The following is a 14,624-nucleotide window of genomic DNA, read 5'->3' on the forward strand; positions in this document are numbered from 1 at the left end:
AACCGTTGCGATCGCTTCCACCCAGTGGTGGTACATGAGACTGAACCTATTCGCTTGCAACAACTGATTGAAACACCTACTTCATACAAGCATTTGAAACAGCACTGGCGAGTCGAAGAACTCCTTCGAACCGAGCCGTGCAAACCGTTTTCCGGCGGTCGTCTCGCCGTCGAAAAGAGCGACGACTCAGGCGTCGTCGTGTTTCCGGGCCCGGAGGGAGACGCTCTTGACGCCGTATTTCTGGCAGGCTCCCTGCGCCTGGTCGGACGTGAATTCGTACTCCGTGTTCTCTCGCATCTCGAGGACGTCGAAGCCGGGCGTTTCGATGACGGCCATGTAGTCGTCAGTTTGCATCGCGCCGCCGATACACGCCGCCCAGAGATCCGCGTCGCCTTTGATGCTGTCGGGCATCTGTTCCTCGCTGATGATGTCCGAGAGCGCGAGCCTGCCGTCCGGTGCGAGCACCCGACCGATCTCCTCGAAGACGCGGTCTTTCGCCGCCGAGAGGTTGATCACGCCGTTGGACATGACGACGTCGAACTCCCCGTCGCCGAACGGAAGCTCTTCGATGTAGCCGCGTTCGAATCGAACGTTCTCCAGACCGGCCTTGTCGCGGAGTCGCCGGGCCTTCGCGAGTTGCTCGACGGTCATGTCAAGGCCGGTCACGCTGCCGGTGTCTCCCAAGTGAAGCGCTGCGACGAACACGTCTGTCCCCGAGCCGCTGCCGAGGTCGAGGACGCGGTCGCCGGGTTCGAGATCGGCGAGGTCAGTGTGATAGCCGACGCCGGCGAACGATTCGAGCGCTTCCTCGGGAATCCGATCGAGATCCGCCGCCGGATAGCCGAGACGTCTCGCCAGTGGGCGTCCCATCTCGAAGTGGAACTCCCCGGTCGGTTCGTCGGCGACGCCCCGGTAGATCTCTTTGACTTTGCGCTCCAGTTCCTGCGTGTCGAGGTTCTGTTCCATCTCTGCTCACCTCAGTCGTCGGCCGCTGCCGTCTGCTCTCCGAGATACTCTGCGATCTGTGCGACTTCGCCCTTGAACACCTCGAGGTCGTAATCCTGCGCCTGTATCATCGCGCTGTATCGCGGTGTGTAGCTCGCCAGGAACGACAGCTCCGCGAGCTCCTCTTCGGTCGCGCCGTGAAGTTGGGCTGCCCCCCTGTGGAAATGTCGGCAGTACTCACAGCCGATCGCCGCGGCCATCGCGAGCCCGATGAACTCGCGCTCTTTCGGTGGGATCGCCGTCTCGCCGAAGAGGAACCGCTTCAGGTTCGGCCACTCGTTGATCAGTTCCTGTTCGGGCAGTGCCTCGAGATAGCCGGGAACCAGACCGAACGATTCCTCGATGTCGGTTATGGTTTCGTCGTAGAGTTGTTGATTCGTTGCCATGAGTTAGTGCACCTCTGAGTGCCACTTCCTGTCTATGTCAGTTGATGGCATAGTATCTCGCTGCGAACGGTGATCATAGCGTGACCGCCGGTTATCTCGCGGTCACGGTGTGTTCGGTGTTCACACCGTGAACAGTTGCGGATCCGCCGGTTCCGCCCGGACGCGATACCGCTGAAACGTTCGGACCGCCCAGTCGTAGACGATGTCGTCGTCGGTGAGGACGAGCGCTCGAGTGACGTCCTGGTGGTCAGTCAGCAGGATGCCGGTGGTCCCGTCGGCGACGAACACGGAGAACGGAATCTCGCCATCGTACGTGTGGACGGTCACGAGCGGCGCGTCGAGGAGTTCGCTGAACTGCGGTCTGAGCGACGGCTCGTCCAGCATGTACCGCATCAACTCGAGCGCCAAGACGGCTTCGAACTGCTGGGCGTGTCTCTCGACTGCGTGCCTGGTCGCTTCGATGAACGGCGGGGCCGCCTGCGAGGAAAGCACCCGAACGTGCGTCGCCGTCCGAAGCCGAGCGGCGACGTGTTCGACGTGCGCCGAAATGTTGTTCTGCGTGGGTTCGATGATCGTCGCATCACGCAGACAGCGAACGTCGAACGGAAGCTGTTCGATAGGTACCCACGGAAGGATCTCGCGAAGCCGGCGTTCGTCCGCCATCGTGTCGAGAAACGCCGTGAACTCGTCGGTAACCCACGCGCCAAGGGGGGTGATTCCGCAGGTCTGTCCTGATTGTTGGATCCACTCGCGCGCCTCGAGGTCGGCGACGATACGCGCGAGCGTCACTCGGGATACGCCGACGCGCTCCTGTAACTCCGAACGCTGCTGTGGCCCCTCGGACAGCGCCTCGAGCACCGCTACCCGGTTCGCGGAGTTCGCGAGAAACGCGACGTCCTCGAGGGTCGAATGCATGTGTATAGGTACCGCCCGACACACTATGAATGGGTGGGATAGTCAGGGGTGAAGCGTATTCGGTGGGGGCGCATATCGGTAGCACCTCAGCCGCCCTTTATTCTATCTGTGATCGTGTACCACCGTATGAGCATGGATGGCAACGAACACACCGGTGGAACGGACGGCTACGACAACGATCGCGCGTCGGGACCGGACGACCCACCCGACGACACGTCACAGCGAGCCGACATTGATATGACCACCTCATCCGGTGAGAGGGACGCCGATTCGGGCGGATCCCAGGAGTGCCACCGCCGCGGCTGTACGAAACCAGCGTCGTTCGTCGTCCGTGAACGGTATCTGGAAGAAACGGGAAAGGGAGCCGTCGTCGCGAAAGCTGCCCTGTGTCGGGCCCACACCGCCGAGGAACGGCCGACCAATCTCGAGGACGCTTATCCGGGCTATCTCTTTCGCGTCGATCCTATTTCGAGTGCGGACGGCAGCGACGACGCTCCGTGAGTCGATCGCCCGGCTCGTAGTCGTGGACCCTGCCTGGAGAGACGGCTCTATCGGTACGGAGGATGACTGAAACGTCGACTCACTCTTGCCGGCGTTCCGCTCTCGGACTCCCACTCGCTCGTTCGACTCGAGTTCGTCGCGCGTCGATAACGGCACGAAGCCACTCGATCTCGTCCTGGTTGATGCCGGCCTCATCACAGTCCGGGCGGGGTGGAAAGTCTTTGTCGACCACGACACGCTATTGGTGATTTCTGGTATATGCTTTGTGATTCTTGACAGGTGGGGCCACTGTTTCACACGGTGTTTGCCGGTGTGGTTCCCTCACCCAATATCGCAAATGGATATTTGTTAGCACAATCGCCAACCACAACTCTTTTGACGGTTACCTGATCCTGTTGAGGTGCTATGGCATGGCATCTGGATCGCCGCGAGTTTCTGGCGGCGACCTCGGCCGCGCTCAGTGCTGTCACGGTTGGAACGTCCGCGAGCATCCCAGTGGGGGCGTCCGACTCCGCTGGACCGTGTGAGACGGACCGCATCGGTCCGCTCGTGTTCAACGAAACCTCGAGTCTCCTCGACGAGAATTACGGTCGACTCACGGACGACGATGTCGTCTTCGTACACAGCGAAGACGGCGCCGATGCCAGCGAGTACAGCGACGAACCCGTTCCGCTGTGGGCCAGAGACGGCCACGTATTCGGTAGCGGTTCGCTGCTCGTCGACGACGACGAGGGGGAGTTCGCCCTGGACTACGGTCAGGACGCCGTCCTTCTCAGTATCATCGAAGAGTACGCAGGGAGCGGCGCCCATGTCGTGCTCGACGAAGTCGACCCGAACTATACGCTTGAAGGCGACTACACGAAGTTCTCCGCATGGCTCGAGTCCGAGGGTCACTCCATCGCGGCGAGTACCGACCTCACCGCCGATCTCGACGAGGCAGACGCGCTGTTGATCCCCGTCCCCGACGACGAACACGGCGACGACCAGATCGCCGCCATCGAAGCCTTCGCCGCGGACGGCAACCCGGTGTTTCTCTTCAACGAGGCCGACAGCTGGGATACGGACGATCTCAACCACCTCGCGGAGGAACTCGATCTCGCCTACCGCTTCGCTGAAGACGAGGTCACGGACGAACCCGGGTTCGACTGGGACGACTGGCCGATCACGCACAACTACGATGCCGAAACGTACCCCGAATGGTTCGCCTACCGCGACGGGGCGGGATTCAACCCCGGCGTCGAGTACAGCGCCGAGATCATCGAGATCGTCGACGGCGACACGTTCGACATCGAACATCGCGGCGTGCGCGCGGGCGAAGAGGACACGATTCGTCATCTCGGACAGGACACGCCGGAAACCAGGAGCGTCGGTAACGATTCCGACGAGTGGCGCGGCATCGAAGACGAGAGCTACCTCGACGAGAAGGGGGCGGCAGCGACCGAGTACGCCGAAGACAAGTTCGAAGAAGGTGACGTCATCTCGTTCTGGGTCGACCCCGCGGAACACCCGCCGCGGGGGAACTACGGCCGCCTGCTCGCCTATCACGGCTATCCCGACGATCACGAGCGGGCGGGACAGGTGTACAACTACGACGTGATCGCCGACGGCTACGCCAAACCGTACAACTCCGCGTTCACTGACCACCCAGAGTACGTCGAGGCCTACTGGAACGCCTACGAGCAGGGGCTCGAGGTCTGGGAGGAAGCCGACGCCGAGGCGACGGGCGCGGTGTGGAATCGCGACGTCGAAACCCTGCGCTTTCGGGGCGCACGGAGCATCGCCGCCACTGACGACGAAACCGCGGTCTGGGCGGGCGACGACCCGATCGTCGCCATCGACGGGGACAGTCGCGTCGCGCTCGTGGGCGGACTGATGAACGCCGACAACTGGGAGGGCGACGGCGACGAGAACTTCGTCTTCACCGCGAACCTGGCCAAGGAGGTCGCCGCCGACGGTGTCGACGACGACATGTTGCTCATCGACGGCGGGCGCGGCCAGTTCGCCGCCTCCTACGACTTCAGCTTCGAGGGGAAAGAGCGGTTCCACCGCTTCGTCGAAGGGCTCGATTCGATGTGGTTCCAGGCCGTTAACGCGCTCGACGAGGAGTGGCTCGACGTCGACGCCGGACGTCACGCACTCGTCGTGACGCCGCCGGACACCGGCTTCTGTTACTCTCAGTCGGCGGTCGATGCGATCCGTTCGTACATCGACGACGGCGGCGCCGTCATCCTCAAAGCGAACACCGAGGTGCCCGAAGCGGGCGTCGAGACGCTCAACGAACTGGCAAGCGAACTCGGCACCGACCTCCGGTTCGAGAACACCGACCTCGGAGCCGTCGAAACCTCGAGTTTCAACGCGGCGTTCGACCTCTGGTCGGCCTACGAACACGACGGGGACGAAGAGGATGACGACGAAGAGGACGACTGTCACCCGCCGGGTCGCTGCTGATAGACGGCTTCTCTCGACCGTCTCAATCGTGATCCACTGAAACGTGCACTGTGAACCGCCTCGGGGTCAAGCCCCGAGGCACTCGGCCTGCTCCACCTGTAGAACCGAGCTCTCTACCGTTCGTCACGCTTTCAGCGACCGCTTACGACCGGGACGCTGGCCCCGTCACTAAAGTCCGCGGGACCTCCCAGGCGGCTCTCTGGAAGCCGTCGACTCGGTGTGTCTGACGACCAGGGCCGCGACCGCGGCCAGTCCGAGCACGACCGCGCCGAAGTACCAGAGGGCCACCGACGCGCCAGCCAGGATCGCCGCACCGATCGAAATTCCGACGAAGCTTCCGACGGCCCAGGTACCTGGATCGTTCTCGAAATCTCCCATGGTCGTTCGTGGCCGTCTTCTCATACGAGGACTCGGCTGAACTATTTGCACCTTCATATTGTTAGAGACGGCGCGGAAAGCGTCACTTCTCGGCTTCGCCGGCGATAACAGCCAGCCCTCGAGGCAGATTGGATGCGAATCGATCGAGGCACTCATCGTACCGTTCTGGGTCGTGGTGAAGGCGGACGGATCTCTCGAGGCGGCCGACAACGGCTGGACACCGAGCACCGATACGGTGAAGGTCCTCGCCTGTGGACATGACATGAAAATTTTGAATGTTTAATGGGTGTTCCTCACCCATTCAATATATATATATAATCATGGCCGATGGACGAGATGAACGACCCGTTTCGGTTCGAACGCTACTCAGGCACGGGGCCGGCTGATAGCCGTCGGGGCTGCCCTGAAACGCGTGACGTACTCGAGTCAGTTGCCGTCACGCCTCGAACCGAAAATTTTCAGCACATGGGGGATTCAGTGGTCGCTGGCGGGCTTTGACTGGGGTATCTGACTTTCGACATGATCATCCGGCAGTGAGATAGTTGTATTGTGAAAAAAATACAATCATATCTGTGTAAAGAACAGCTCGATATTTTATTATTCTGTGTGCCAGTAGCATCGTGGGACGTACCGGAATGCCGGCCAGAAAGATCACTCATCGAGACACGTTTCGAGGTGGGAATCGTGTCTGGTCGCGACGTCGATTCGGAAGTCGGCGAGTACGTCGCGGCCGAGCAGTAGCGGGTAGGTCGCGTCCACGCGATCTTCGACCGTCGCGTCGACGGTTACTTCGGTGCCGGCGATGCCGACGACGACGTCCACCACCGGCTGGCGCGGGCCGCCCGCTTCGGCCCCGCCATCGCCGACCCGAATCGGGCCGGCCCCGATCGCTGCGGCAAGCTGGAGGTCGATACGGGTCCGTGCCGTCGCCGGATCGGCTCGACCGACCACCGTTTTCGTATCCGTCGTCCCGCTCACGACGACGCGTTCGGTGAGTCCGATGACCGGCGCGTCCCGATCGACCGGCGCCACCTGCGCCGGCACGCACGACGGAACCGAGTCGTCGAGAGTGTGCGTCAACGCCTCGACGATGTCGTCGGGAACGGATTCACCGGCACGCTCGAGTGCGAGTCGCGCGATGACGGGTGCCGGACTCCGCCCCGTCGCCCGAAACAGACCCTTGAACCCGGCTGTCGGATTGACCTCGAGGACGACCCAGCCGTCCTCGCCTTCGATGAGATCCACGCCGGCACAGTCGAGGCTCACCGCAGCCGTCGCGTTCCTGGCGATTTCTGCGACGGAATCGGGGAGTGAGTCGGTCGCGTCCTCGACGGCACCCCCGCGGGCGACGTTCGTCCGCCAGTCCTCGCCGGCGGCGTAGCGGTACATCGCCGCCACGACCGTCCCGCCAACGACGTAGACACGAAGATCGCGCGGTCGCTCGCGGTCGGTTCCAACGAAGTCCTGCAGAAACGCCCGGCGCGTTCCGACGGTTCCGGTTATCAGATCGTCCTGGCGGACCTTCCAGGCTCCGCCGCCGTGCGTTCCGACGGTCGTCTTGTAGACGAACTCCTCGCCGAACGCCGGGCGGATGCGATCGAGCGTCGCGGTGCCGAGGGCGAGCGCCGTTTCGGGTATCGGAACGCCCGCTCGGACCAGCGCTGCCGCGGACGCGATCTTGTGGGAGGCGAGGGCGGCGGCGTCCGGATCGTTGAGTATCGGCCGGAAGTGAGCGATCGATTTCGCGACACCGATCGCTTCGATCGGCTGTTTCGCCGTCGACAACAGCAGTCGGTTGATCACGACGTTCACGTCGGGCTCGAGGACGAACTCCCCCGATCTGAACCGCAGCAACGCGTTGCGTTCGCGGATCCACACGGGCTCGTGTCCGAACTCCTCGACGGCGTTGAGGATCGCCTTCGACTCCGTGCTGTCGTGGAAGCTCAACACGCCGACCCGGACGGACTCCGTACCCATACCCACTCTAACGGGGGACGGGAGGAAAACGTCGCCGGGGCGAACGACGATATTTCCAGGTTCTCTGCTCATTCGCCACCCGGAGTTGTCGCCTCCGCCGCCCGCTCAACGTATATCTCTGTGGGCGTCGCTCTATCGCGTCGAACGCGACGGCTCGTACGCCTACGACGTCCTTGCACAGCGTGACGAGTCGATCTCGGAAGGGGAACCGAAACTCGAGACGGTGTTCGAGAACGGCTCGCTCGTCTCCGACCGCCCCGACCTCGAGTCGATCCGCGAGCGAACCGAGCGCGAACTCGAGCGGCTCCCGGAGCCCCACCGGCTGGTTCGCGATCCGGAACCGTACGAGGTGTGGATCAGCGACGGACTCGAGGCCGTCACGAGAGACACCGAGGCGGCGATCCAGGACCGGGAGTGGTGACCCCTCGGAAGCGCCCCTCTCACCGCCTCACGTTTCTTCCTCCGGACTCTGCTCCCGGATGATCGTCACGGATCCCGGAGAGCGGCGAGCGACGCGTTCGGCAACGCTACCCAACAGGAACCGCGAGAGTCCGCGACGGCTGTGGCTGCCGAGGACGACGTGATCGATATCGTTCCGTTCGGCGTACGAGACGATGGCCGACGAGGCTCTCCCGGCGACCGCCGTCGTCGTCACGTTCCGGTCGTACTCTGCAGCGATCGTTTCTGCCTCCTCGAGGAGACGTTCGGCCGACTGCTGTGACTGTTTGTACATCTCGTCGGAGTAGTAACCCTCCATTCCGTCCGCACCGGACCACTCCCGCGGGTCGTTGACGTGGATGACGTGAATATCCGCGTCGGTGTAGGTCGACAGTGCATGCCGTAGTGCCGCGGTCGCCTGCGGTGATTCGTCGAGTGCGACCAGGATTCGCGCTGCCATACGGGGTCTGTGGGCCGCCAGCAGCATATAGGTCGCTGCGATTTCGCCGGGCACCGCGACGCGGACCCGTGGATAGCAACGAACTGCCTCGGCCGATGTGGAAGTTTCTCCTCTCTGTGAGGTGGAGGGCCAAATATGCACGTCCAACGGCTGACGCGTCTGCTCGAGTTCTTCGTCATCGGCGTGGTGTTCGGCGTCACGGAGGACGTTCTCGCCGTCGTTATCGCGACCGACGCCGACGTCACCCTCGAGGTGATCGGGGTCGTCGTTCTGATCGCGATTCCGTTCGCGATTCTGTCGGAACTCGTCGTCGATCACCCGCGATTCCTTCACTTCGAGCGGTTAGCAATCCGTCTCAAGCGCGCTCGTACACCGGACTCTGACGGGGCGCATCGGTTAGCCCCTCGAATTCATTGGGATGGGCGTCGTGAACACGTTATGTCGCCGAAACACCATCATCATCGATGTAACCTCTGTGGGGACGACTTTGGTACCGGCGAACGACTTCGCGAGCACGTTGAGCGACGTCACCCGAAAGAGGACGTCCACTGGTGGGTCGTCGCGGAAGACCCCGCGAAAGAACTCCGGTTCTCCCGGAAGTAAGCGGGTGATTCTCGACCGCTACCCGTGCGGAGATCGGCCGAGTTCGTGCTCGACCGCCGCGACTCGATCCGTCGAGTGCTGCTCTCGGTTTGGCTGGTGGTCGATCTCAAGCGAGGTGATGATACGGTCTTCGCCGATCGCGTCGTGTGCGGCCGCCGCGGCCGCGAAAATCTCGTCTACATCGTCGGCTTCGATCACCGTGTCCATCGGTGTGAGTTCATGACTTCCTCCCCGGCGTGAACGCCGGGGTTTCCTCGCGCTGGGAGTCTCGGCTACGCCGAGTCCACGGAGGCAACTTGCGGGTTCGTATGCTCCTCGTTGGGACGGGGAGAGCGTGATGACTCCAGCCAGTTGTGGCTGTCCCACTTGAGGCACACGGGCCGTGCCATCGGCCGTGCTACCGTTTCGTGCCGTCTCAGGAACGTCTCGCTTGCGACGAGATCCGCGTGACCCTCGAAGCCACAGGTACACGTCAGCGTGTCTTGGTGACGGGTCGTGCCCTTGGTCGAACCGCAGTTTGGACACGTTTGTGAGGTCCACGCTTCCGTGCGGGCTTCGACGGTGATGCCGAACTCCTCGGCGGTATCGGCGAGCCGTCCGACGAACCGTCGGAACGCCCAGAAGTTGTGCAGCTTGGCGTTCGTCCGAACTGACCAGTGTGTCTCGAGGACATCGGTTAAGTCGCCGACGTACACTGTCGAAACACCCTCGCCGTACAGTCGTTTGATCAAGTCCCGACAGAGCGCGTCCTGTGCGTGGTCGCGTCGTCGAGTCCGTCGTCGGTACAGTGAGTCGATTTGCTTCGAACTGTATCGGCCATCCCGAAGCTTCGACTGGAGTTCCGCAATCCGTTGCGTGGTCTCGCGGAACCGTTCGAACAGGCCGCGCCCTTCGTACAGGTACTGCTCGCCGGTCGAAACCGTACAGGCGACGATATTGTTCGCGCCGATATCCAGAGCGGCGGATTCGTCCGCCAGTGGGTGTGCCAGTCGAGAATTGTCGATAGTGACTGGCTGAAAGGCCCTGAATTGACCCGAACGTCCGTCGTAATACAGTTCCAACCGACCCTGCTTGTCGTACTCGTTCCAGTTCGGATCGCCCCGAACTTCGAGCCGAAGGCGCTCCCGCCGTCCGAGACCGTATTCCTCTTTCAGGTCGCTCCCGACGAGGATTTCGAGACGAGAGTATTCGCCCCACTCGACCGAGTACGACGTGTTGCGGATGTACGTCCGCAGTTCGCGGCCCTCGTCTTGGTTGCCCCAGAAACCAGGCTTGCCGGTGGGTTCGCCCTTCTCTCGCTTGGCGAAGAACGAGTTCCACGCTTCGCGGTTCTTGCGTTCGATCTGTTGAACGGTCGACGCGCCGAGCGTACCGCTGTACCGACCGCGGTATTCGTCGATCTCCCACACGTCTCCGTCCGGGTCGTCGAAGTTGGTTCGGCGCTGGTAATTGATCTCGTTCCAGAGAGCGGCTGAAGCGTCCAACAGTCGGCGAAGTAACTCCTCGTCCTCGTTGGACTGGGGAACTACTTCGAACTCGTTGGTGCGCTTCATCGCTACTTCTGTGTACGAGCGCAACTAACATAAACCTACGGAATGTCGTAGACCTTGTGTCGAACCACGTTAACATCGAAGTTCCCGACGACGAACAGTACGAGCGCATCAAACGCGTGAAAAACAAACACGGTCTGACGTGGCGCGGGATGTTGATCCACGCCGCAGATGACCTGGAGACTCCAGATAGGGAGTAATCGGTGGTTTGCGTAGCCGAGTGACGCGATTCACGCCCGCCGTAAACGGCGGGACTCTCTCGCTGTTTTAGGTAGGAGACGTCGAACCCCTCGAGGGCGGCGATCTGGTCGGACATCCGTTCCTCTCGTATCGGGAGTATCTCGAGTCTGGCGATTGCTGTCATGGGTGAAACCTCCTGCTGACGAATGGGTTCGGTCACCGTTCGCCTCCCGGTACGACGCGAGTCGTCAAATTCGTTTGCGGGTCGTGTTCAGGATCGCCCCTTCCTCGGTTGTCTCGTCCTCGACTGCGGTTTCGGCTCGTGGCGGTCTCCATCGCCCCCGCTGGCTGGAAGCCGAACACGCCATTTCGCGGCTTCAACTACTGATTGGCTCGAGCAACCAGTTGCAACAATGGATTATGCTGTTACGCTCATATCGGTGTAACGCTACGGACAATGAATCGTATACTCGATGGCCCGGGGGCGATACACGGTATTACTCCGATCGGTCGAACCGCTCCGATCCGAGAGCGGCTGTCGTGATCGATCCACCTCTCGGGTTCGGCGCGTTTCGTCGACGGGCGTCCGTTCACACCGCTGGTAACAACGTGTTTTGGTGGGAGACGGTCCGTGAGACGGGACCCGCCGTTTTGGGCGTTCGAACCGAACGCCCTGCCGATGGCGCTCCGGATCGGACTGCCAGGCGACGTGATGCTCGGTCGCCTCGTCGACGTCGTGTACGGCCCCAGCGCGCACGTTTTCCACGGGGTCGAGGTGTCCGACGGGACTGTGCGATTCGGGTGACTTCGTCGACGATTACGCGGTCGACGACCGCCTTCGGAACGACCGGAGCTTCCTGTTCGAACTCTTCGTCGCCGGGGACGGGCGACCCGCCGAACTTCGGCTCCACCCGACCGAAATTGTCGATCACGCGGCGAGTCCCGAGGCGGCCGCGTGAAGCCGTGAACGGAGGCGCTCACTTTCGGCCCCGTTCGATACCACGTTCGAGCGTGAGGAGGCGCTTCCTGTCGCTCGAGGGCTGACGAGACAGTCGATTCGACCCTCACATACGGAGGGTGTAGAACTTTCTCGCTCGCTCGCCTACAGAACGCTATGACCGAGTTCAACGGCGCCTGGGACCGCGATGCGGTAGAAACGTTCCTGCAGGACGCAACGATCCCGATCAGACTCGCAACCCGCCGACCGGACGGCTCGCTCTGGCTGGTCGCGTTGTGGTATCGCTACCACGACGGCTTCCTCGAGTGTGCATCCGGAGCAGACGCCCACGTTGTCCGTTTTCTCCGGGCAGATCCGGGGGTCGCCTTCGACGTCTCGACGAACGAGATTCCCTACCGTGGCGTGAGAGGGACCGGGACCGCCTCGCTCGAGACGGATGACGAAAAGGTCGCCCTGCGGGCACTCCTCGAGCGGTATCTCGACGGGACCGACTCGCCGCTGGCGTCGTGGCTGCTCAGCGATGACCGTGAGGAGGTTCGAATCCGCATCGAGCCGACACAGGTTTTCAGCTGGGACTACACCGATCGAATGCAACCGGCACCCGGCCCGTGAGCGGTGGGTTCAGTCCGTTTCGAGCGGGGTCGCGAGCAGATGTGTGACAACGTGGCAGTGCTTGCACATGTCTGTGTTACCAATATTGGATCGATCGGCGAATGTGATTCTGCAATGACTAGAAACGGTAGCGTATCCAGGCGGCGAGTTGTCAAAATCGGTGGCGGCCTCGTCCTCGTCGGTGGGCTTTCGGGCGCCGGCGCTGCGTCGGAAGACGAGAAGGAAGATGAGAAGAAAGACGAGAGGCCATGCGACAAGGACGCCAAGCCGACCGACGAGAACGCCAAGCCGGACGAACGCCCGGCCGTGGCCCGCGTCCGAGCCGCACACCTCTCCCCGGACGCGCCGAACGTAGACGTGTACGTAAACGGTGATCCGGTCCTCGAGGACGTTCCGTACACGGCCGTCAGCGACTACCTCGAGTTGGAACCGGGCTCGTACACCGTTCAGATCGTCCCCGCGGGCGGCGATCCGGCCGAGGCGGTGATCGACGAGACGATCGACCTCGCGGCGGGTGACTTCACCCTCGCGGTGATCGGCGAGGTGGCCGCCGAAAATCAGCCGCTCCAGCCGCTGGTGCTCGAGGACGACAACAGTCCGACGCCGGCGGGAACGGCTCGAGTGCGGGCCGTCCACGCCTCCCCCGACGCGCCCGCCGTGGATGTCGTCGTCGGCGAGACCGGGGACGCCCTGTTCGAAAACGTTGCCTTCGGTGAATCCGGCTACGTCGACGTTCCAGAAGGAACGTACACGCTTCAGATCTTCCCGGCCGGCGATCGAACTGAAGCGGTCTTCGAGGTTGAGGCGTCCGTCGCCGCCGGAACCGTCTACTCCGCGTTCGCCGTCGGCTACCTCGCCCCCGAGGAGGCGCCGGCCAATCAGCCGTTCGATGTCATCCTTACGGAGGACGCGATGCCGGGCGTGGCGGAGGACACCGCGTAAGCGAACTCATACGATCCATTTTCGTTGTTTCTGTACGTGCGTTTGGATGTTTGCTGTCGATGCGCCGCTGAGTACCATCGGCGGGTCCATCGACGATCCAGCGTGTGATTACGGAGTATGGCTCAACGACTACTATCGGCCTCTTCGGTCGGTGCTCGAGTCGGATACTCGCGCACGAATACGTCGATGATGAGTTTCATCATCCCGAGGACGATCGGGCCGACGAAGAGGCCGACGAACCCGAAGAGAGCGATTCCACCGAAGATGCCGATGATCGTAACGACCGGGCTGAGCTGTGTTCCCCGGCGCATCACCAGCGGGCGGAGGATGTTATCGACGGTACTGATAACGACAGCACCGAAAGCCAACAACAAGATCGCGGGAACGGGCTGACCGACTATCAACAGGTAGATTCCGACCGGAGCCCAGACGATCGACGCACCGACGAGCGGAATCATCGCGGCGACGAACGTCGTTACGATCCAGAAGACGACGTTCCCGAGGCCGAGAACGAGGAAGGCAAGGCCGAGCAGGATCGCCTGTGCCCCGGCGACGGCGACAGTACCGACCAGCGAGTTGTGGAGTAATAGACTGGTCCCCTCGAACAACTCCTCTCGAACGTCGGGTTCGACCGGAAGAACTGTCCGAACCCATTCGACGGCTCGATCACCGTCTTTCAGCAGGTAAAATAGGACAAAAAAGAGCACGGTAAACCCGATAAAGAGTTCGGGCAGACCACCGATGATACTGAAGAGATTGCCGGCGAGGCCCCGCGCGCCGGTCTTGACTGCGCCGCTGAACGCGTCATGGAAGGCTGCGATATCGACCTGGACACCGAACCGGTCTGCGATCACGTTGTCGAGTTGGGAGACGTCGCCGGGTTCGAACTCCGCGACGAGCTGTTGGGCCTGATTCGCGGCAACACCGAGGATGACGACGATCGGAAAGACGATCAGCAGGAGCCCGATAAGTATCGACAGTCCGGCGGCCAGTCCCGAGCCGAGGGGCCGTGAGAGTCTGTTGTTGAGGGGGGTAAGCGCGTATGCGAGGATCACGGCGATAAGAATCCAGGTGAGAAACGGCAAGACGATCAGCGCGGAGAGCACTCCAACGAGAATCCCGACTATAAGCAGGAATCGTTTCGACCGCCTGGCTTCTGTATTCATGCTTCCGTGATACCTGACAGGGAGTTACTGAACGTGCTCTCTTTTCCGTGTCTCTCTGACAACGCCGATCTCCGAGATGACGAGATGATTCCACCTCGAGGAGTG

The 14,624-nt window shown here is 62.0% G+C and carries 16 protein-coding genes and 1 pseudogene; 8 read left to right on the forward strand and 9 right to left on the reverse strand.

The window, feature by feature from the left end:
* Positions 1 to 186: 186 nt before the first annotated feature.
* The 3 genes from AC6I6S_RS18395 to AC6I6S_RS18405 all read right to left on the reverse strand — a co-directional run bounded on the left by AC6I6S_RS18395 (position 187) and on the right by AC6I6S_RS18405 (position 2,306).
* The gene (locus AC6I6S_RS18395; RefSeq protein ID WP_497952188.1) at positions 187 to 966 is read right to left on the reverse strand and encodes a methyltransferase domain-containing protein; all 780 of its coding nucleotides are present in this window, start codon (positions 964 to 966) and stop codon (positions 187 to 189) included.
* Positions 967 to 977: 11 nt separating this feature from the next.
* Positions 978 to 1,391 (reverse strand): carboxymuconolactone decarboxylase family protein, encoded by a 414-nt coding sequence (locus AC6I6S_RS18400; RefSeq protein ID WP_497952189.1) that lies wholly within the window; start codon positions 1,389 to 1,391, stop codon positions 978 to 980.
* A 120-nt stretch (positions 1,392 to 1,511) separates the two neighbouring features.
* A complete protein-coding gene (locus AC6I6S_RS18405; RefSeq protein WP_497952190.1) occupies positions 1,512 to 2,306 on the reverse strand; it encodes a helix-turn-helix transcriptional regulator in 795 nt (264 codons plus the stop codon).
* Between the two features lie 126 nt (positions 2,307 to 2,432).
* Here AC6I6S_RS18405 and AC6I6S_RS18410 point away from each other — a divergent pair, with 126 nt between their 5' ends.
* Together AC6I6S_RS18410 and AC6I6S_RS18415 are read left to right on the forward strand one after the other, a co-directional pair.
* A complete protein-coding gene (locus AC6I6S_RS18410) occupies positions 2,433 to 2,807 on the forward strand; it encodes a hypothetical protein (protein ID WP_497952192.1) in 375 nt (124 codons plus the stop codon).
* 405 nt (positions 2,808 to 3,212) lie between these two features.
* On the forward strand, positions 3,213 to 5,255 hold the full coding sequence (locus tag AC6I6S_RS18415) for a thermonuclease family protein (protein WP_497952194.1): 2,043 nt from the start codon (positions 3,213 to 3,215) through the stop codon (positions 5,253 to 5,255).
* A gap of 168 nt (positions 5,256 to 5,423) precedes the next feature.
* Here the strand turns inward: AC6I6S_RS18415 and AC6I6S_RS18420 are convergent, their stop codons facing one another.
* Complete coding sequence (locus AC6I6S_RS18420; protein WP_497952196.1) at positions 5,424 to 5,633, reverse strand: hypothetical protein; 210 nt, start codon at positions 5,631 to 5,633, stop codon at positions 5,424 to 5,426.
* Between the two features lie 651 nt (positions 5,634 to 6,284).
* A complete protein-coding gene (locus AC6I6S_RS18425) occupies positions 6,285 to 7,610 on the reverse strand; it encodes a RimK family alpha-L-glutamate ligase (protein ID WP_497952198.1) in 1,326 nt (441 codons plus the stop codon).
* Between the two features lie 85 nt (positions 7,611 to 7,695).
* Here AC6I6S_RS18425 and AC6I6S_RS18430 point away from each other — a divergent pair, with 85 nt between their 5' ends.
* Positions 7,696 to 8,031 (forward strand): hypothetical protein, encoded by a 336-nt coding sequence (locus AC6I6S_RS18430; protein WP_497952200.1) that lies wholly within the window; start codon positions 7,696 to 7,698, stop codon positions 8,029 to 8,031.
* Positions 8,032 to 8,058: 27 nt separating this feature from the next.
* Here the strand turns inward: AC6I6S_RS18430 and AC6I6S_RS18435 are convergent, their stop codons facing one another.
* Positions 8,059 to 8,508, reverse strand: coding sequence for a universal stress protein (locus AC6I6S_RS18435; RefSeq protein WP_497952202.1), 450 nt, complete (start codon positions 8,506 to 8,508; stop codon positions 8,059 to 8,061).
* A gap of 135 nt (positions 8,509 to 8,643) precedes the next feature.
* Between AC6I6S_RS18435 and AC6I6S_RS18440 the strand changes: the two genes are divergently transcribed.
* Complete coding sequence (locus tag AC6I6S_RS18440; RefSeq protein WP_497952204.1) at positions 8,644 to 9,111, forward strand: hypothetical protein; 468 nt, start codon at positions 8,644 to 8,646, stop codon at positions 9,109 to 9,111.
* A gap of 18 nt (positions 9,112 to 9,129) precedes the next feature.
* On the opposite strand, the gene AC6I6S_RS18445 is transcribed toward AC6I6S_RS18440, so the two are convergent.
* Positions 9,130 to 9,486: a thiamine-binding protein gene (locus AC6I6S_RS18445; RefSeq protein WP_497952206.1), complete on the reverse strand. Its 357-nt coding sequence runs from the start codon at positions 9,484 to 9,486 to the stop codon at positions 9,130 to 9,132.
* Entirely contained in the window at positions 9,384 to 10,664 is a 1,281-nt protein-coding gene (locus tag AC6I6S_RS18450) for an RNA-guided endonuclease InsQ/TnpB family protein (RefSeq protein WP_497952208.1), read from the reverse strand. Before AC6I6S_RS18450 ends, AC6I6S_RS18445 begins: the two co-directional genes overlap by 103 nt.
* A 56-nt stretch (positions 10,665 to 10,720) precedes the next feature.
* Between AC6I6S_RS18450 and AC6I6S_RS18455 the strand changes: the two genes are divergently transcribed.
* The 4 genes and pseudogenes from AC6I6S_RS18455 (at position 10,721) to AC6I6S_RS18470 (ending at position 13,353) form a co-directional block, all read left to right on the forward strand.
* The gene (locus AC6I6S_RS18455; protein ID WP_497952210.1) at positions 10,721 to 10,861 is read left to right on the forward strand and encodes a hypothetical protein; all 141 of its coding nucleotides are present in this window, start codon (positions 10,721 to 10,723) and stop codon (positions 10,859 to 10,861) included.
* A gap of 707 nt (positions 10,862 to 11,568) precedes the next feature.
* A pseudogene (locus tag AC6I6S_RS18460) lies at positions 11,569 to 11,959 on the forward strand (hypothetical protein); the annotation flags it as partial.
* Complete coding sequence (locus tag AC6I6S_RS18465; RefSeq protein ID WP_497952212.1) at positions 11,956 to 12,411, forward strand: pyridoxamine 5'-phosphate oxidase family protein; 456 nt, start codon at positions 11,956 to 11,958, stop codon at positions 12,409 to 12,411. The pseudogene AC6I6S_RS18460 and the gene AC6I6S_RS18465, both read left to right, overlap by 4 nt.
* 114 nt (positions 12,412 to 12,525) lie before the next feature.
* Positions 12,526 to 13,353: a DUF4397 domain-containing protein gene (locus tag AC6I6S_RS18470; protein ID WP_497952214.1), complete on the forward strand. Its 828-nt coding sequence runs from the start codon at positions 12,526 to 12,528 to the stop codon at positions 13,351 to 13,353.
* Between the two features lie 122 nt (positions 13,354 to 13,475).
* Here the strand turns inward: AC6I6S_RS18470 and AC6I6S_RS18475 are convergent, their stop codons facing one another.
* Complete coding sequence (locus AC6I6S_RS18475) at positions 13,476 to 14,519, reverse strand: AI-2E family transporter (RefSeq protein ID WP_497952216.1); 1,044 nt, start codon at positions 14,517 to 14,519, stop codon at positions 13,476 to 13,478.
* Positions 14,520 to 14,624 lie beyond the last annotated feature (105 nt).

The organism is Natrononativus sp. DTA114 (assembly GCF_059736515.1).